Annotated in this window: 17 protein-coding genes; 7 read left to right on the top strand and 10 right to left on the bottom strand. The window is 55.8% G+C overall.

Translation table 11 applies throughout. The annotated features are described in order from the left end of the window. Positions 1-33 precede the first annotated feature (33 nt). The 6 genes from LMS44_RS02785 to LMS44_RS02760 all read right to left on the bottom strand — a co-directional run bounded on the left by LMS44_RS02785 (position 34) and on the right by LMS44_RS02760 (position 6,088). Positions 34-1,347 carry a TRAP transporter large permease gene (locus LMS44_RS02785; protein WP_138800443.1) on the bottom strand — a complete coding sequence of 438 codons (1,314 nt, stop codon included), beginning with the start codon at positions 1,345-1,347 and terminating at the stop codon, positions 34-36. After that, positions 1,347-1,853 carry a TRAP transporter small permease gene (locus tag LMS44_RS02780; protein WP_342411131.1) on the bottom strand — a complete coding sequence of 169 codons (507 nt, stop codon included), beginning with the start codon at positions 1,851-1,853 and terminating at the stop codon, positions 1,347-1,349. The genes LMS44_RS02785 and LMS44_RS02780 overlap by 1 nt, the downstream gene beginning before the upstream one ends. Positions 1,854-1,915: 62 nt before the next feature. Then, positions 1,916-2,914, bottom strand: coding sequence for a TRAP transporter substrate-binding protein DctP (gene dctP, locus LMS44_RS02775; RefSeq protein WP_022520121.1), 999 nt, complete (start codon positions 2,912-2,914; stop codon positions 1,916-1,918). Between the two features lie 144 nt (positions 2,915-3,058). Then, positions 3,059-3,697 carry a 3-isopropylmalate dehydratase small subunit gene (gene leuD, locus LMS44_RS02770; RefSeq protein WP_022520122.1) on the bottom strand — a complete coding sequence of 213 codons (639 nt, stop codon included), beginning with the start codon at positions 3,695-3,697 and terminating at the stop codon, positions 3,059-3,061. Beyond that, positions 3,697-5,136 (bottom strand): 3-isopropylmalate dehydratase large subunit, encoded by a 1,440-nt coding sequence (leuC, locus tag LMS44_RS02765; protein ID WP_278370533.1) that lies wholly within the window; start codon positions 5,134-5,136, stop codon positions 3,697-3,699. Before leuC ends, leuD begins: the two co-directional genes overlap by 1 nt. 145 nt (positions 5,137-5,281) lie before the next feature. After that, positions 5,282-6,088, bottom strand: coding sequence for a GntR family transcriptional regulator (locus tag LMS44_RS02760; RefSeq protein WP_278370532.1), 807 nt, complete (start codon positions 6,086-6,088; stop codon positions 5,282-5,284). A gap of 224 nt (positions 6,089-6,312) precedes the next feature. On the opposite strand from LMS44_RS02760, the gene LMS44_RS02755 reads away from it, so the two are divergent. The 5 genes from LMS44_RS02755 to LMS44_RS02735 all read left to right on the top strand — a co-directional run bounded on the left by LMS44_RS02755 (position 6,313) and on the right by LMS44_RS02735 (position 11,315). Continuing rightward, positions 6,313-7,230, top strand: coding sequence for an isocitrate lyase/PEP mutase family protein (locus LMS44_RS02755; protein ID WP_089690637.1), 918 nt, complete (start codon positions 6,313-6,315; stop codon positions 7,228-7,230). A gap of 64 nt (positions 7,231-7,294) precedes the next feature. Next, positions 7,295-7,960, top strand: coding sequence for an isochorismatase family protein (locus LMS44_RS02750; protein WP_022520127.1), 666 nt, complete (start codon positions 7,295-7,297; stop codon positions 7,958-7,960). A gap of 28 nt (positions 7,961-7,988) precedes the next feature. Next, positions 7,989-8,942 (top strand): polysaccharide deacetylase family protein, encoded by a 954-nt coding sequence (locus LMS44_RS02745; RefSeq protein ID WP_138800437.1) that lies wholly within the window; start codon positions 7,989-7,991, stop codon positions 8,940-8,942. A gap of 4 nt (positions 8,943-8,946) precedes the next feature. Beyond that, positions 8,947-9,894, top strand: coding sequence for a polysaccharide deacetylase family protein (locus LMS44_RS02740; protein ID WP_278370531.1), 948 nt, complete (start codon positions 8,947-8,949; stop codon positions 9,892-9,894). After that, the gene (locus LMS44_RS02735) at positions 9,894-11,315 is read left to right on the top strand and encodes an FAD-dependent oxidoreductase (RefSeq protein WP_278370530.1); all 1,422 of its coding nucleotides are present in this window, start codon (positions 9,894-9,896) and stop codon (positions 11,313-11,315) included. Before LMS44_RS02740 ends, LMS44_RS02735 begins: the two co-directional genes overlap by 1 nt. Positions 11,316-11,397: 82 nt before the next feature. Here LMS44_RS02735 and LMS44_RS02730 read toward each other — a convergent pair whose 3' ends face one another. Continuing rightward, positions 11,398-12,321, bottom strand: a complete 924-nt coding sequence (locus tag LMS44_RS02730) for a LysR substrate-binding domain-containing protein (RefSeq protein ID WP_278370529.1) — start codon at positions 12,319-12,321, stop codon at positions 11,398-11,400. A 158-nt stretch (positions 12,322-12,479) separates the two neighbouring features. On the opposite strand from LMS44_RS02730, the gene LMS44_RS02725 reads away from it, so the two are divergent. Continuing rightward, entirely contained in the window at positions 12,480-13,661 is a 1,182-nt protein-coding gene (locus LMS44_RS02725) for a M20 aminoacylase family protein (RefSeq protein ID WP_278370528.1), read from the top strand. Between the two features lie 74 nt (positions 13,662-13,735). Beyond that, complete coding sequence (locus tag LMS44_RS02720) at positions 13,736-15,250, top strand: AbgT family transporter (RefSeq protein ID WP_278370527.1); 1,515 nt, start codon at positions 13,736-13,738, stop codon at positions 15,248-15,250. A 7-nt stretch (positions 15,251-15,257) separates the two neighbouring features. Here LMS44_RS02720 and LMS44_RS02715 read toward each other — a convergent pair whose 3' ends face one another. Genes LMS44_RS02715 through tcdA form a run of 3 tightly spaced genes read right to left on the bottom strand, consistent with a single transcriptional unit; the run spans position 15,258 to position 18,383 of the window. Continuing rightward, entirely contained in the window at positions 15,258-17,273 is a 2,016-nt protein-coding gene (locus tag LMS44_RS02715; protein ID WP_278370526.1) for a RecQ family ATP-dependent DNA helicase, read from the bottom strand. A gap of 28 nt (positions 17,274-17,301) precedes the next feature. Next, positions 17,302-17,520: a DUF1653 domain-containing protein gene (locus LMS44_RS02710; RefSeq protein ID WP_022520136.1), complete on the bottom strand. Its 219-nt coding sequence runs from the start codon at positions 17,518-17,520 to the stop codon at positions 17,302-17,304. Next, the gene (tcdA, locus tag LMS44_RS02705) at positions 17,517-18,383 is read right to left on the bottom strand and encodes a tRNA cyclic N6-threonylcarbamoyladenosine(37) synthase TcdA (RefSeq protein ID WP_053856901.1); all 867 of its coding nucleotides are present in this window, start codon (positions 18,381-18,383) and stop codon (positions 17,517-17,519) included. Before tcdA ends, LMS44_RS02710 begins: the two co-directional genes overlap by 4 nt. Between the last annotated feature and the right edge of the window lie 31 nt (positions 18,384-18,414).

The raw sequence follows: 18,414 nt of genomic DNA, 5'->3' as shown, positions 1-18,414 counted from the left end.
TTTTTACTACCTGCACTTTTCTTGCTAAAAGCTCTATTGCAGCATACTGGGCAACCAAGTCGCGAGGCCCGGAAACACTATCAGCACTGCGACCAGCAGCATCGAACAAAGAATGTAGGGAATCGCTGCCGAATATATTTCTCTCATGGTAGTACCTGCCGGTGCGACCCCTTTCATGACAAACAACAAAAGACCCAAGGGCGGCGTTGAGAAGCTAATTTCAAGCGCCAGTAGAACAACGATACCGAACCACACCAAATCAAACCCAAGCGCCTGGGCGAGCGGGAAAAAGATCGGCACGGTCAGCATCATGATAGAGATCTGCTCCATAAAGGTGCCCAGCACCAGTAGCACCGCAAACATCGCCAGGAGCATCAGAATCGGCGACAGATCGAAACTGGTCGCCCAGCCGATCAAGCCACCCGAAGCGCCTGAGAAACCAAGCAACTGACTGAAGGTAGCCGAGCCAAACACGATCAGGTAGGCCATCAGCGTGACTTTTAATGCCCCGGTGACCGAAAGTTTAAACGCCTCCCAGGTCATGCAGCGGAAAATAAACGCCAGGATAATCACACCTAGCGCGCCAAAGGCTGCAGCCTCTGACGGCGTGGCAAACCCAATCAGCATTAATGTGACGATAATCACCATCACGCTGAGCATGGGTAGAATATCGGTCACGATCAGTTTGAGCTTCGCGCTCAGCGGCACCGGCTCAAGCTCATAATTCGGGGCGGCCTGAGGATCCAGCTTGGTCTGAATAAAAATGGTCGCGATATAGAACCCCGCCAGCGTTAGCCCCGGCAAGATACCGGCAATAAGCAGCGCGCCAATATCCACTTTTGCCAAGGTTGCTAACAACACTGCCAGCGCAGAAGGCGGAATAATAATCGCCAGGCCGCCAGTGCCCAGAATCGGGCCAATCGCCATTTTCTTTTTATAGCCCCGCCGCTCCATTTCTGGCACCAGTAGCGAACCCATTAATGCCGTAGAGCCCATGGAGGAGCCACTGAGAGTGGAGAAAGCCGTCCCACCCACCACTGTTACGTAAGATAAACGCCCCGGCACCTTGCCCATTAGCTGGTCAATAGCGTTGAACATTTTCATGCCTAGACCAGTGCGGAAAAACAGCTCGCCCATCAACAGAAACAGCGGAATGGGCACCAAATTAAAACTGGATAGTGCGCCGAAACCGTTGTTGAGCATCTGCAAGATGCCGGTTTGGCCGCCCATAAAGTGCCAGGCACCAATCACATTGGCGGCCAAAAAGGCCAGGGCAATGGGGGTGCCAATCGCCATAAAGATCAAAATCAACGAGAGCAGGAAAGCGAGCGCAAAGTACCATTCCATTATTCTTTAATCCCCGCTTCGCCGCTGTGAAGAATTTCATGGCCCACCACAAAGCGGCCAAATTCGATCGCCATCAGGGTAAAGCTGATGGGGAAAACAATGGTCAGTATCCATTTCGGCACAAAGAAAGCCCGCACGTCATAGTCAGTGCGCTCGATATTAAGCAGCACCAGATCAAGCCCCTTCCACGCCAGCACGCCGCACACCACGACACAGAGCAGCGCTACCCCTCGGCTGAGGATATTTAGCGCTGCTGACGGCAACACCGAGGTCAGTAGTTCAATATGCACATGCCCTTTTTGGCGCACCAGCCAGGGAGCCCCGAGTAGAGTGAGGTAGAACATGGCGTACTCGGTGGAGAGAAAAAACCATGCAGAGGGCTGAAGACCTAAGTTACGAATCACCACCGAAAGCACCACGGCCACCATCAGCCAAACCAGCATGATGGCGGCCAGCAGGGCCATGCCGTTGAGCAGCAGCAGATAGCCGCGTTGTGCGTAGCGCATAAAAAACCCTAGAAAATAAGCCACACAAATAGGGCGCTCGACCGCTCGGCGCCCCTACGTTTCTATAGATCGTTGAATTTTTCGATCAGCGTATCGTAGTGTTCAAGCCCCATGGGGTGGCGCTCCATCTGGCCACGCATACGTTCCCAGGTGGCATCCCGGGCAGCGTCTGAGAATCGCTGTGCTGCTTCGCCTTCCAGGGTGATGACCTGCATGCCATCGGCCTCAAGCTGAGCCTGTTGCTCGTTGGCTAATTCAGCCAGTTGTTCGGCGCTGTCGCGCTCATGCTCAATGGCGACTTCCTGAAGAATTTGCTGCGACTCTTCGCTGAGCTGGTTCCACTTATCCAGGTTAACGATCACCCCCATATCGGTGGAGAAGAAGGCAGGGTCAACCCGATAGTTAAGAAAACGATCCCAATTTAGGTCTTTCAGGCCAATTTGAGTCCAGCCAGTCGCGTTCACTACACCCCGCTCCAGGGCCGCGTAAACATCGGTGGTCGGCAGGCTGATTGGCTGAGCGCCCAGGTAGTCCTGGAAGAAGGCGTCATACACCGGATTACTGCGTAGGCGTAGGCCCGAAACGTTTAGGTTACCTTCGCCATCGACGGTGGGCTCATCAATGGTGTAGAAGTTGTAGCTGACCCCGCTGTCGAACCAGCCCAGATAGTAGGTGCCCATCTTCTCCTGATGAATTTCATTAAGCAGGTCGATGCCGCCATTTTCGCGTGCGTAGATAGCGTTAGTGTTCGAGGCGACCATGGCATCGCGCTCTGGTACGGTACCTGCGTAGAAGCTCGCAGCGGTGTAGGCCATATCGACCACGCCGTTGCGAACTGCGTCGGGCTGCTCGGAAAGGCCAATCACTTCAGGGCCGCCGCGTACGTTAATTTGCACCACACCTTCACCGCGTTCGTTCACCTTATCGACGAACTCTAAAAAGCTCTGGGTATAGATCAACGAGGGGGGAAATGCATGCACTGCGTTAATTTGATCAACGGCCAGCACTTGAGTGGAAGCCAGGGCAGTTAGCACGCCCAGGGTAAGGGTTACTTTTTTCATTAGTTTGTCTCCTGCACAAGATAATTTGCGTTATAGCGTTTTTGTTTCTAAACCGTTTTTATAAGCTGCTGTTTATTAACCCTTCTTATAAACGTCTGTTGCAAACGTGCGTGCTGTTGTTAGCAATATACTTCCAGGCCGTTTCTACCCCTTGCTGATAAGGGTACTCTCTGGCGGCTGAGCCGCTGTCCAAGGGAACTGTGCCGTGTACTGTGCTGAGAAATCAGTAATGGTGTCAGCATGCTGGCGGGTCATATCAATATCATCCCAACCGTTAAGCAGCTTGGTGCGCCAAACCGGGCTAATTGAAAAGCTGACTTCTACTTCGGCGACACGGACGACCTGCTTGTCTAAGTCAACGTGTATCGCCGCCGGTGCATCGCCAAGCGCTGATAACAAACGCTCGGCTTCATCCTCTTCCACCACCGCAGGCAGTAAGCCATTATTGACGGCGTTAGAAGCAAAAATATCGCCAAAGCTTGGCGCCACCACACAGCGAAAGCCGTAATCGACCAGTGCATAGACTGCCGCTTCCCGCGATGACCCCGCGCCAAAGTTGCGGCGACTGACCATCACTTCAGCGTCGGCAGCATTAGGGCGATGAAGAATAAACTCTTCGTCCGGTGTGCCCTGCTCGTCGTGGCGAACGTCATAAAGTAAAAACTGACCGTAGCCAACGCTGCGCGGCTCTTTCATAAAGCGCGCGGGAATCAACTGATCGGTATCCACGTTAGCCGCGGCAAGGGCAACGCCAAGAGTGTCCAGTACGGTAATCGGTTGCATTAGTGCGCTCCTGAAGCCTGAACGGATGAATCAGCGCCCGCTGCTAACGTACGCACATCGGCTAGCCGCCCACTCACCGCCGCTGCGGCCACCATGGCGGGTGACATCAAATGAGTGCGCGCGCCAGGCCCTTGGCGGCCCTTGAAATTGCGATTGGTGGTCGAGGCGCAGCGTTCGCCGCTGGCCACTAAATCACCGTTCATGCCTACGCACATAGAGCAGCCTGAGTGTCGCCACTCAAGCCCAGCGTCGATAAAGATACGGTCTAACCCTTCGGCTTCGGCCTGGGTTTTCACTTGCGTTGAGCCGGGCGAGACCATACCGGGCACACGACTTTTTTGCCCTGCCAGCACGGCGGCAGCGGCCCGTAAATCTTCAATACGCGCGTTGGTACAAGAACCGATAAAGACCCGATCAATGTTGATATCGGTGAGTTTTTGGCCCGCCGTTAAGCCCATATAGGCCAAGCTCTCCCGAGCCTGGCGCGCTTTCGCGGGATCACTCAATTTCTCAGGGTCGGGCACAGCGCGATCAATCGGCAGCGCTTCTTCGGGCGAGACGCCCCAGGTCACCGTCGGCGCGATTTCGTCCGCATGCAGCGTCACTTCAAGATCAAAACGGGCGCCTGGGTCGCTGTAGAGCGTGGCCCAATAGGTGCAGGCTTGCTCGAAGGCTCCCCCTTTCGGACTCCAGGGGCGGTCACGCAAATAGTCAAAGGTGGTTTGGTCTGGAGCAATCATGCCGCAGCGGCCGCCGCCTTCAATGGAGAGATTACACAGCGTGAGACGCGCTTCCATGGAGAGCGAGCGGATCGCCTCGCCAGCGTACTCAATGGCATAACCCCGTGCGCCGTCGGCGCCTAGCCGCGCAATCCAGGTGAGCGCAATATCTTTGGCGGTGATGCCCTCGGCCAGTTGGCCCTCGACGCTAATCCGCATCACCTTGGGCTTGCTCTGCCACAAGGTTTGCGTGGCCAGCACGTGGGCCACTTCCGAGGCGCCAATGCCAAAGGCAATGCTGCCAAAAGCGCCATGGGTGGCGGTATGGCTATCGCCGCACACCATCACCATGCCGGGCTGAGTGAGTCCCTGCTCGGGGCCTAGCACATGAACAATGCCCTGACGCGGGTCATCGAGACCAAACAGCGTCACCCCATGCCGCTGGGTATTGTGGGAGAGCTGCTCAATCATCGAGCGCACTTTGGGGTCGGCAACACCTGCCAGGTCGCGAGTCAGCGTTGGTACGTAGTGGTCAGCAATACCAAAGGTTAAATCGGGCCGTGCAACGGGCAACTGGCGTTCAGCCAGCTTATTGAACGCGTGGAAGGAGCCTTCGTGGACAAAGTGGCGGTCAATCCACAGCAGGCTCTGACCGCTTTCACTGCGGTGAACCTCGTGGGCGCGCCAAACTTTGTCAAACAGCGTTATTGGGGTACTCATGGTCGTCGCTCGTTGCCTCAGCCTTCGTTGGACTTATCATTCTCACCCAATACAACTAGCGCAATTCCACAACACAGGTCAAATGTATTTTTTGTAATTTTAAATCTGTATTAAATTTAATACATTAAAAAACAGCCCAATCACTCTACTCAGCCTTCCCGCTGGTCGGCATTCCGCCCACCTTGGGCTCCCAGTAGCGGGAGTTATCTTCGCCGTTGCGCTCCAGATCAATTTGGAAGCGATAACGATCTGGACGATAGAGCGCATCCAAGTGCTCGACGCCTCGGCCCTGCTCGTCGTACACCACACGGGTAAGTGAAATCAGCGGCGAGCCAACGGCAACATCCAGCGCTTCCGCGACCTCGTGACTGGCCAGAGTGGCGGAAATCGATTGGGAAGCGTGATCAACTTTCACGCCGCTACGCTCCAGCAGTACAAACAGCGGCGTATTGGCTAAATCCATCTCGTTGTAGTGTAGGGCAATCGCTTCCGGCACATGGGTCACCAGATGGGAAAATGGCTTATCATCGACCATGCGGACACGCACCGAGCGTTGCACCTTACCGCCTTGCCCCATACCCAGCCGCTCACGAATCATTTCCGGTGGCAGCACATAGGCAAACTCCAGCAGCCGTACCTGGGAAGCCTGGCTCATCTTGACCATATTAGGCATTAGGTTTGAAACGCTGGCGGTCATCACCGTGGCGTCCAACGGCTGCTCCAACACCACCGTGCCCACGCCTGCTTTACGCTCTACCAATCCTGTCGTTTGCAGCGCCTCCATCGCACGTCGAACGGTGACGCGTGACACGCCATGCTGTTCTGCCAGTTTATTTTCGCCTGGCAGTTTACTGCCCGCTGGCAGCCGCCCACTCAAAATAGCGTCTTTCAACAGCAGGTAGATGCGGTGTGACTTGGTGCCGCCCACCGCGGAGGGTTGTGCTTCACTCATCCACGCCTCTCCTCAAAATGTTGTTCAAAAAATTCATGTCAGGCTTGACGTAGGGATAATAATAGACATAAAAATGTATTATATATAATACATGTTGACAGCTAATCAATAACACAGCTGCTGCCCTTTGAGAGCCATTATTACAGAACCAGTGCTCTTAAGTATCACTAACTGGGTGGCCTCATATTCGCCGCTGACGCTTACTTAAAACAGATGAGATCGCTATGACACGCCCACACCGCTCTTCAAACCAGGCTTCACAGCACGTTTCACAACAGTCCGCCCAGCTTAGACAGCAACTGAAAGATAGCTCCATTGTGGTCGCCCCCGGTGTGTTTGATGCGTTAGGCGCATCCCTAGCTGAGCAAGCGGGCTTCGATACGGTCTACCTTTCCGGCGCCAGTCTGGCTTACACCCAACTGGGGCGGCCGGATATTGGCCTGCTCAGCATTACTGAAATTTGCACCGCCATGTCGCATATTCGTGAGCGCACCAATTTATCCGTGGTCGTGGATTGCGATACCGGCTTTGGTAACGCCATGAACGTGATGCGCAGCGTGAGACTGCTGGAGCGCGCTGGCGCTAACGCCATTCAGCTTGAGGATCAAACCTACCCCAAGCGCTGCGGTCACTTGCGCGGTAAAACCCTGGTCTCCAAAAGCGAAATGGTCGGTAAGTTGCATGCCGCACTGGACGCCCGTGAAAATGACAACACACTTATTATTGGCCGAACCGATGCGCTGGGCGTGGAAGGCACCGACAGCGCCATTGAGCGCGCCCAAGCCTATTATGAAGCTGGCGTGGATATGCTGTTTATCGAAGGTATCCGTAGTGACGAAGATATCAGCAAAATCATGACCCAGTTCAAAGGCAAGGTGCCCATCATGGCCAATATGGTCGAGGGGGGTGACACGCCGCTGCAGAACGCTCAGGCGCTTGAAGACCTAGGCTTCTCGCTGGTGATTTTCCCCGGCGCACTGGTGCGGGCGATTACCTACATGGCCAGCCGTTTCTTTGCCACGCTTAAGCAGGATGGCACCACCGATGCCTTCCGCGACCAAATGCTCGATTTCAAACAGCTTAACGACTATTTAGGCACCCAGGCGATGCTGGAGCTCGGCGAGCAGTACGACAATCGCTAGTGCCTCTCATCAAACCGTGCCCAATATTTATAAGTGCGAATAAATAACTATTCAGGAGACGACGATGCAGACCACCGACAAAACGGCGAGAGAGATTTTTAACGACGTCATGGCCAACCCTCAGCGGGTACCCTTTGGCTTTGGCAACAAAGCGGTGCTGGTGAATGTCGACCCACAAAAGGCCTATACCCGCACCGATCTCTTCAAAACCGCCTATGAAACAGACCCCAAGCAGTTGGAGTACACCAACCAACTGGCCCGCGGTTTTCGGGAGAAAGGCTGGCCGGTGGTTTGGACCCACGTGGCGTTTCTAGACTCCGCCGAAGACGCCGGGGTTTGGGGTACACGTACCGATACGCCTGATTCGTTGCAAAACATTAAGTATGGCTCTGAACGCGCTGAATTCGACGAGCGCTGCGAGATAGACCGCAGCCGTGATGTGATCTACACCAAGCGTATGCCCTCGGCATTTTTTGAAACGCCGCTGCAGTCGCTGCTGGTGTGGCATCAGATCGATACGGTGATCATCACAGGCGGCTCTACTTCCGGCTGCATTCGCGCCACCGCCGTGGAGAGCCTGTCCCGGGGCTACCGCACCATCGTGCCCATGGAGTGCGTCGCGGATAAACACGAAAGCTATCACTACGCCAACCTGACCGACCTGCATCTCAAGTATGCCGACGTTCTGCCGGTTGCCAATGTACTCGAATGGCTAAATGGCAACACCTAAGGACTACCAAGTTTTAAAGGAGCCGGTTATGAAAGAGTCACTAGGCGTTTACGACTACTGGGCCTACGACCAACGCCCTAAAATCGAGTGGCCAGGAGGCGCCAAGGTGGCCTTCTGGGTCGCACCCAATATCGAGTATTACGAACTCGACCCACCGCTGAACCCCCAGCGTAACCCTTGGCCGCATCCGCACCCTTCGGTACCCGGCTACAGCATTCGCGATTACGGCAACCGGGTTGGCCACCAGCGCCAGATGACCCTGCTGGATAAGTACGGCATTCGTGGCTCGGTGTCACTTTCGGTCGCACTGTGCGAGCACCACCCCGAGATTATCCAGATGTGCAAAGAGCGCGACTGGGAGTTTTTCAGCCACGGCATTTACAACACCCGCTACACCTATGGGTTGAGCGAAGCCCAGGAGCGGGCAATGATCCGTGACAGCATGGAGACCATTTACCGCCATACTGGCCAGGCTTGTGCAGGTTATCTGGCGCCCGCGCTTTCCCATTCAGAGCGCACCCTGGATCTATTTGCCGAAGTGGGCGAAGAGTTATTCGGTGACAAAGGAGGGATTTACACCTGTGATCTCTTCCACGATGACCAGCCGACGCCGGTCAGCGTTCGCTCCGGCAAACGTTTTATCTCCATGCCTTACTCGCTGGAGATGAACGACACCATCGTCTACGCGGTGAATAAAGTAGAGCCGCGCCAGTACGCCACCATGCTCAAGCGCCACTTTGACCGCCTCTATGCCGAGGGCGCGGAGTCCGGCACAGTGATGTGCATTCCCACTCATAACTATCAGGTGAGCTGCCCGCATCGTATTAAGGCGTTCGAAGAGGCGCTGGAGTACATCACCGGCCACCCGGATGTGTGGGTCGCTACCGGGCGCGAGATTGCTGATTACTACTTGGCCAACTATTACGATGCCGCTCTCGACAGTATTGCGGCCCAGGCCGCCACCGCAGGCAAACAGGGGTAACGCTATGGCGCTTAACAACGACTATCTCGACTACCCCCACCGCAATCACGGCTACGATCACAAGCGCTATGAATGGTCGATGCTGAGCGAGCGTGCCCCGGTCACCTGGCCTGAAGGCAAAACCCTGGCGGTGTGGGTCAATATTTCGCTGCAGCTTTACCCGTTAAACCAGCGCGGCAAGCCGTTTAAAGTACCTAACGGCATGACAATGCCCTACCCGGACTTGCGCCACTTCTCACTGCGGGATTACGGCAACCGCGTGGGGATATATCGGGTGCTCAAAGCGCTGGCAGCGCACAACATCACACCCACCTTTGCGATCAACGCGCAGCTGGCGGAGCAGACCCCCTATCTGGTGCAGCGCCTAAAAGAGCACGGCGGTGAATTTATCGCCCACGGCTGGAACATGGATCACCTGCACTACGGCGGCCAGCCAATCGAAGAGGAGGCCGAGCTGGTCAAACGCTCTGTTGACACTCTGCGTCGGGTGACCGGTCAACCCGTTCGCGGCTGGCTGAGCCCCGCCAAGCACCAGAGCTTCAACACCCCCGACCTGCTGGCCGACAATGGCATCGAGTACTGCGCCGACTGGGTGAACGACGATATGCCCTATCGATGCTTCACACAAACAGGCCACACCCAAGCGGGAAACCTGACCATGATGCCCTTGGCTACTGAGATCGAAGACCAGTTCGTGATGAGCCAGAATCTACACTCGGAAGATTCGTGGGTGGCACAGGTAAAAGACGCCTTCGATTTCCTGCTGGAAGAGTCACGCGAACAAGGCGGGCGGCTGTTTGCGCTGAACCTGCACCCCTGGTTGGTGGGCCAGCCCCACCGCATTGCCTGCCTGGAAGAAGTGCTGGCCCATATCAGCGGGCATCCAGAAATGTGGCAGGCACCGGCAGGCGAGATTCTGGATGCCTTTCACCATGCAACGGAGCAGGCGTAATGGCGATACTCCCTTATACTCATGATCGCTTTGATGCCCATTTACCGCTGCTAATTATCGGCGCGGGGGCCTGCGGGTTAGTGGCAGCGTTAGCGGCCCAGGAGGCGGGCGTTGAGTTGGCAGTGCTGGAGCGCGATGCACTGCCCCGCGGCAGCACGGCGATGTCGTCAGGCTTTATTCCCGCCGCTAATACGCGCTTTCAGCATGAGCTAGGCGTCAGCGACTCAGCAAAAGCCATGGCCGAGGATATTCAAAAGAAGAATGGCTTTGAGGCAGACCCGGCCATTGTCGAACTACTCGCTACTCAATCAGGCCACACCATCGAGTGGCTGGCGGATAAGCACGGCGTGCCCTTTGAGCTGGTGGAGGGCTTTCTCTACCCCGGCCACCGCCACCTGCGCATGCATGCTACGCCACGGCGAACCGGTGAAGAGCTAATGGGGGCGCTGCTCAATGCCGCCGAAGCGGCAGGCATTGATATTTTGGCCCAGGCGCGAGTAGTGGATTTGCACGTTGATGACACTCAGCGAGTGCGGGGCGTAACCATTGAGCGCCCGGATGGCAGTCGCGAAAGCATTGGCTGCGACGCGCTGATTCTGGCCTGCAACGGCTACGGCGGTAATGTTGAACTGGTAGAGCGCTATCTGCCCACGCTCAAACACGCGCTCTACTACGGCCATGAGGGAAACCAGGGCGATGCACTGCTGTGGGGGCAGGCCATGGGCGCCAGTACAAAAGATCTGGGTGCATGCCAGGGCCACGGCTCGCTGGCAACACCCCACCAGATTTTGATTAGCTGGGCGCTGATGATGCAGGGCGGCATTCAGGTCAATCTAGACGGCAAGCGATTCTCAAACGAGCACGGCGGCTACTCCGAACAGGCAGCCAAAGTGCTGGCGCAGCCGGAGCAGGTAGCCTGGAATCTATTCGATGCGCGCATACAGGAATCTGCCCAGGCCTTTGAGGATTACCGTAACGCCCAAGAGAGCGGCGCGGTACGCAGCTTTGCCACCCTTGAAGAGATGGCAGCTGGATTGGGCCTGCCACTAACAGCGCTGCAGGCCACCTTTGCGGCGATGCAGCAGCATGCCGAAGAGCAAACGCCCGATACGTTTGGCCGCCATTTTGAACCTGCTAATTTGCTCAAACCACCCTACTACGCCATTCGTGTCACCGGTGCGCTATTTCACACCCAGGGCGGTTTAGAGGTCAACCCCACCGCGCGGGTACTCAATACTCAGGGGCAGGCGCTACCCAACCTGTTCGCCGCAGGCGGTGCCGCCCGCGGTGTTTCAGGTTCCAACGACAGCGGCTATCTTTCTGGCAACGGCCTGCTTAGCGCCGTGGTGCTGGGTGCCGTAGCGGGTAAAAGTGCCGCGGAGTTGCTGCACTTAAAGTTAAGCTCAGCGGCACTCCCTTGAGCCACTACACCACTAAGTACAGGGCGCCACCCGTTGGCGCCCTGCCTGACAGGCGCGCCTTGAGCTGGGTAAAGGTCAGTTGCTAGCCAACTATTTTGAGGCTTTCGAAAATTTTTTGCTCGATTATAGCGATCAGCTCAGCATTGATGTTGTTGATGGCGGGTTCAAGATCTTTTTCCAGCGGCAAAATAATTTGAAAGTCATAACGAATATCAAACGCGAGAGGGCGAACCACCACGCCCGCTCGCTTTGCATAACAGGCCGATACGGCGTTTAACACCGCAAGACCGGCACCGTTCACTACTAGCCGGATCGCCATCTCCCCCAGCGAGACTGTCCATATTTTTTTGGGCGAAACGGCATGTTTCCTCAGTCGCTGAGTAATCCGACTACGGCTTTGCTCATTGGGCTCACCACAAATCAGCGTTTCATTGGCGAAATCTTCAATGTCGATAAGCGCTTTAGCTTCCAGCGGATGCCCTGGCGGAATAAGGCACATGCCAGGTAGAGAGTACTGAAAGCTCTGGTAGCGCGGATCGATTCGAGGATCGGTGGTAATGCCAAAATCGAAGCGCTGGGCCACCACTTCCTCCGCTATCTGGCTGGATCGGTAGGAGTAGAGACTAATTTCAAGGTCAGGGAACTTCTCGGCAAGCAGCGTAGCGGCATCTGGCACCAGACTCACCGCAAAAGCAGGCATGCTGACCACTCTTAACTGGCCTGCCACTCTCTCTTTCAGTCGTTCGGCAAACTGTCGCAAATGGTGTAAACCAATATAAACCCGCTCCACCTCGTCATAAAACAGCGTGCCACGCCGGGTCGGGAGCAGGCGATTATTGTGGCGTTCGAATAGATCAAACCCAAGCCGCGCCTCCAACTGTTTTATCAAACGGCTAATCGCCGGTTGTGAAATCAGCATCTTACTGGCGGCTTCCGTAGCGCTACTGGTTTTCATAATCCACATGAAGGCTTCTATCTGGCTGTCCGTAAATCCTCGATAAGCCATAACATTTCGTCATCCTTCAATAAGCAAAAATCAATATATCTGACTAAAAAAGCCAGTATACAGTTAAAGGTAGCTAAAAGACTTCGTCCCAAAACTCAAAGCATAATATTTAGCTATAGCTTAAGTGCTATCGTTTCAATAAACCTAAAGGGCTACCTATGATCGATGAAATTGCGGGTAACAACGCACAGTTCACTGCTTGGCGACAGGATATTCATCAGCACCCGGAGCTGGGCTTTGAGGAGCAGCGCACCGCTAAGTTAGTGGCGGACAAGCTCACAGAGTGGGGATTTGACGAGGTTCATACCGGCATCGCTAAAACCGGGGTCGTCGGCGTACTGCGCGGCAAAACGCTCGCCGCTCGTACCATCGGGCTGCGCGCCGATATGGATGCCCTCGCCATGACGGAAAACAATCAGTTCGCTCATGCGTCTCTTAACCAGGGAAAAATGCACGGCTGCGGCCACGACGGTCACACCACCATGCTGTTAGCCGCCGCATGGTATCTGGCTAAACATCGCGACTTTTCCGGCACCGTACACTTTATTTTCCAGCCCGCTGAAGAGGGCTTAGCCGGCGCTAAGGCAATGATGGATGATGGTTTGTTTGAGCGCTTCCCCTGTGATCGCGTTTACGGCATCCACAATATGCCGGGAATTCCTCAAGGCGAATTCTGGTTTCGCGAAGGCCCCCTGCTGGCCAGCTCAGACCGTTTCACCATTGACGTTCACGGCAAAGGCGGCCATGCGGCAATGCCGCAGCACGCCGTTGACCCGATGCTGATCGTGAGCGCGATTATCAGCGGCGCGCAGACTATCGTTAGCCGCAATACTGCCCCGCTCGATTCCGCCGTGCTGTCCTTTACCGACCTGCATGCTGGCTCGGGTACGTTCAACGTCATTCCCGATACTGCCAGCATGCGGGGCTGCATTCGCTCCTTTAACGACGCTGTACGTGAGCATGCAATTCAACGACTGGAACAACTGGTTGCCAGTACTGCCCATGCCTACGGCGCCACCGCAACGCTCACCATTCACCCCGGTAGCTACCCGGCCACGGTCAACGACCCGCAAGCCACCCAACTCGCCACCGATGTTGCCCGCGCAGTCGTTGGCGATGCAAAGGTCAACCCTGATTGCTTACCGATTTCTGGCAGCGAAGACTTCTCCTTCATGCTGCAAGCCGTTCCGGGTTGCTATGTGTTTCTGGGCAATGGTGTTGAAGGCGAAACCGGTGGCGTAAGTGTTCACAACCCCAGCTATGACTTTAACGACAACATTATCCCGGTGGGCGCTTCTTATTTTGTTCAGCTAATAAAGCGTGAACTCCCCTCTCGCTAAGCATTTCAAGAAAGCGCAGTTCAAGAAAGCACACTTCAAGAAACAGCACTTCCAGATATAAAGCGGAGAACAACATGGAAGCGAACAAACTCTCAACGTCCGGTGGCAACACCGGATTAATGCACCGGATTGCGCGAATAGCCGATGTCCTGCCCCACCCTTTTATTATGTTTTTTATACTTTTTGTCGCCACGCTAGGCCTGTCGGTTGTGATGAGCGTGTGGGTCGAGCCTGTGCGCCACCCTGCCACCGACGAGCTCGTTCAGGTTCGTTCGTTGCTTAGCTGGGATGGGCTAAGATTTATGGTGACCGGGGCAGTCACTAACTTCACTAGTTTCCGCCCGCTAGGGCTGGTACTGGTGATGGTATTAGCGCTGGGGCTGATCCAGAAAACTGGCCTCGCCGATGCCACCATCCGACGCATGTTGAGTAATGTGGCGCCGCGCTTTATTACCCCGGCGGTGGTCATCACTTCGATCATCGGCAATCTGGTTTCGGATGCGGCGGTTTTCCTGATTCCCCCTTTGGCCGCCATCATGTTTAAAACTGTTGGCCGGAACCCGATTGCCGGCATTATGGTGGCCTTTATCGCCGTTTTTGCCGGTTTTAGCGCCAATTTCTTTATTGCGGGCACGGATCTGCTGCTATCCGGCATCTCGACGGAAGTCGTTCAGAGCGTTCGCCCCGGCTACGAAGTCAGCGTGGTGTCCAACTGGTTCTTTATGTGTGCCTCGGTGCCGTTAATTACCCTGATTATCACCGTCATGAACGACAAGTATATCGAGCCCATGCTGGCGCGCTTTCAGGATCAGAGTGATGATGAAAACAAAAGCCACGGCGTACAGTTAACCGACACAGAACGGCGTGCGCTACGCTACACCGGCATAGCGGCACTGGCCTATATCGCGGTTATCCTGCTGCTGATTCTGCCAGCGGGTTCCGGTTTACGCAGCGCTGAAGGGGGTCTGTTACCTTCGCCCTTTATGAGTGGTTTGGTGCCCATCATCGTGCTGTTCTTTAGCCTGTGCGGCATTGTGTACGGCGTTTCGGTAGGTCAGATCAAACAATCCAGCGATGTGCCGCGCTTAATGGAAGCGGCGATGCGCGATATGTGTGGGTTTATTGTCATCGTCTTTATGGTGGCGCAGTTTATTGCCATCTTTAACTGGTCAAACTTGGCGATTGTCAGCGCAGTGAATGGCGCTGACCTACTGCTGCAAATTAATATGCCTACGGCGCTGGCTTTAGTGTGCTTCATTTTACTGGCCGCCGTCGTGAACCTATTTCTTTACAGTGGCTCTGCGCAGTGGGCGCTGATGGCGCCGATTTTTCTACCCATGCTGATGCTGTTGGGCCTTGAGCCAGAAGCCATCCAAGCGGCGTACAGGGTAGCCGACTCATCGACGAACGTGATTTCACCCATCAACCCCTATCTACCGTTAGTGCTGGCGGTCATTCACCTTTACAACAAGTCGTTTACTCTTGGCCATCTACTGACCATCGCCATGCCCTACTCCCTCGCCGTGTTAACCGGCTGGAGCAGCCTGTTCTTTATTTGGTACTGGCTGGGGTTACCGTTCGGGCTTTAATCGACCTTTATTGCCCCAGCATCGCCTCCGCCCACTCACGCACTTCTGGATAGGCGCGCTGCTCAAAAACCGCGAAGCCGTTCAGGCTGCGGGCTTTGAGCGGGGTAAACACCGGCATGGTCAAGCCACACAGAAAGTGCGCCAGCCGCTGGGCATTGGGCTGCTGACCGAATTGTTCGCTGTGCCGCTCAATCAGCGGTGTGGCGTAGCGCTGAAAATCGGCCGCCGTTAGCGGTGGCTCGGGGGGCGCATCCGGTAGTTTTACCGGGTGACCATAGCACACCGAACAATGCCCGCAACGTCCCTGCTCAGTATTGGATGGTGTAGCAAAGGTGCTATCACCAAAGGTACTATCACCAAAGTGCATGGCCAACCGACGAGTCAGACAGCTCTCCGACTCAAACAGTGACAACATAGCCTGCAGCCGCTCAATCTCGATTCGCTCTCGATTCAGGCAATCCTCAAACAACTGGCTCGCCAGCACCTCAATGGTAAAGTTCGGCTGGCAGATCTCGTAGACGTCGGTCATCCGCTTGCCTTCCAGGGTCAGCCAACCCTTATCTTGAAAATACTCAAGGGCGGTAATGACGCGAGCACGGGAAGCGTCAATCTGCTGCGCCTGCCCCGCCTGATGTAGGCGGTCAAAATCCACCGTTCCCCAGGTGCGGGCGATAGGAATATTATCGACTAAAAGCCGAACAAAGGCTGCCCGCTCGCCTTCAAAGCGGCTAACTAATTCACTAGGCTCAATGTGATAGCGCAGCCGGTACTCGGCTAGAAATGCGAATCGCGGGGCGATAATGCCGTGCATTTCCAACCTCACCAGCAGCGTTTTCAGCGGCAGCGGGCGGGTATTGGTATCCCGGGAAAGCTTATTGAGCAGCACCTCCCACTGGCGATCCGGCGCTTGGCCTGCCGCAGCGATCTCTTCCAGCAGGCGATAGATGCCAGCATATTCAGGGGTATCGCCGTAAACGAAGTTTTCCAGCACCCGCAAGCCATCCCGCCCGGCCAGGGTCAGGCAGGTAGAAGGCAGGCCGTCGCGTCCCGCCCGGCCAATCTCCTGGCTATAGTTCTCGATGGATTTAGGCAGGTCATAATGCACCACGTTGCGAATATCGCCCTTATCGATGCCCATGCCAAAGGCGATAGTGGCCACGATGCAGGGCGACTCGCCGCTCATAAATTGCCGCTGAATCTCATCCCGTCGCTGGGAATCTAGCCCTGCATGGTAGGCCTGGGCAGCGATCCCCTGGGCCGCCAGCGCCTTAGCGACTCGCTCGGCAGTTTGTTGCAGGGTGACGTAAATAATCGTCGGCGCTTCGCTACCCGGCTGCATCTGCGGTTTTAGCCAGTTGATCAGCTGCTGCTGGCGACCTTCCATGGCCGGAGATACCAGCAGTTCAAGATTGGAACGGTAAAAGCCGGTAGTAATCACGTTCTCCGGCGCAATGGCAAACTTCTCACCCATATCGGCTATCACCGCTGGGGTCGCCGTGGCGGTGAGCAGCAGCACCTGAGGTATAGCAAAATCGCGCTGGTAGTCCGGCAGTTTGAGGTAGTCAGGGCGGAAGTTATGCCCCCACTCAGAGAGGCAGTGGGCTTCATCGACCACTAAAAGCGATATTTGAACCTGGCGTAGAAAGTGACGAAAGCGCTCATTCTTGAGCCGCTCCACCGAGATCATAAGGATTTTCAGCTTGCCGCTTTTAGCGCGCTCCATCACCTCCCGGGTAGCGTCACGATCTTGGGTGGAATCAATGCTTGCCGCTGCCACGCCGTGGCGGGCCAGAAACGCCAGTTGATCCTGCATCAGCGCCAGCAGCGGCGATACCACCAGGGTTAAGTGCGGCAAATGCAGCGCCGGGAGTTGATAGCAAAGCGACTTCCCCGCGCCGGTGGCAAAAATCGCCGCCGTGGAGTGCCCTTCCAGCACTCTTGACACCACCGCCTGTTGGCCGCCGCGAAAGTCGTCAAAACCGAATACTTCTTTCAGCGTCTGCTGGGGTGATGAGGGGGGCATGAGCACTCCTTGATAACGAAATTCCGCCTTAAAACGCCTTCTCCAGCGCAAAGCGCGGCTGGGTGTGGCCCTCTTTCGTCACTGTTTCCGTAAACATCTCAAGCGGGCGCACCCAGAGGCCGTAGTCACCGTAAAGGGCACGATACACCACCAGCGGCTCTTCGTTTTCGCTGTGCTGGGCGGTGCCAAGCACTTCGTAGAGGCTGCCTTTATAGTGGCGATAAATACCGGGAACGGGGGCGGTCATTGGCTCTCCTCTTGAGTGGCGTTTGTGGCACTTGGCTGGTTGGCTTTTTTGGCAAGGCGTTCGAGCACTTTTGACGCGGCGACAAAACCAAAGGTGCCGGTTAAAAAAGTCGCAGCACCAAAACCGGAAGCGCAGTCCAAGCGCGTGGCATCACCACTGCCAGGCTTTTGCAGGCACACTTCACCGTCGGCGCCGGGATACACCAACTGCTCGTCGGAGTAGACGCACTCTACCGAGAAGCGCCGTTTGGGGTTGCGTGAAAAACCGTAATCCCGACGCAGCCGCGAGCGCACTTTGGATAGCAGAGGGTCGTGCTCGGTACGGGTGAGATCCGCGACCTGAACACGCGTGGGATCGGTTTGCCCACCAGCCGCACCGGTCACCGTGATGGGAATTTTGCGTCGCTTGCACCAGGCGATCAGGGCGGCCTTGGCAATCACGCTGTCGATGGCATCTACCACGTGATCGGCGTCATCGGGAATCCGCTCGGCCAGGTTGGTGGGTGTCACGAAGGCAGTATCCGCCACAATCTCAATTTCCGGGGCAATCAAGCGGCAGCGCTCGGCCAGCACATCAACCTTGGGCTGACCGATAGTACCATCTAGCGCGTGGAGCTGGCGGTTGACGTTGGAAACGCAGACGTCGTCCAGGTCGATCAACGTCAGCTTGCCAATGCCCGAGCGTGCCAGCGCCTCTACCGTCCAACTGCCTACCCCGCCGACACCCACCACCACCACGTGGGCATGACGAAATGCCTCGGCTGCACGCTGGCCATAAAGACGGCGAATGCCGCCAAAGCGAAAATCATAATCTGCAGAAGGAGGTTTCACGTTAGCCGTAGGCACAGGCGAGGCGGACGGCATGCTCGATGGAGTAGCTGAGGACATCACAAAC

Source organism: Halomonas profundus, from assembly GCF_020865425.1.
Lineage (GTDB): Bacteria > Pseudomonadota > Gammaproteobacteria > Pseudomonadales > Halomonadaceae > Vreelandella > Vreelandella titanicae.
The sequence above is the reverse complement of the archived record's forward strand: the minus strand, read 5'-3'. Positions and strand labels throughout refer to the sequence as shown.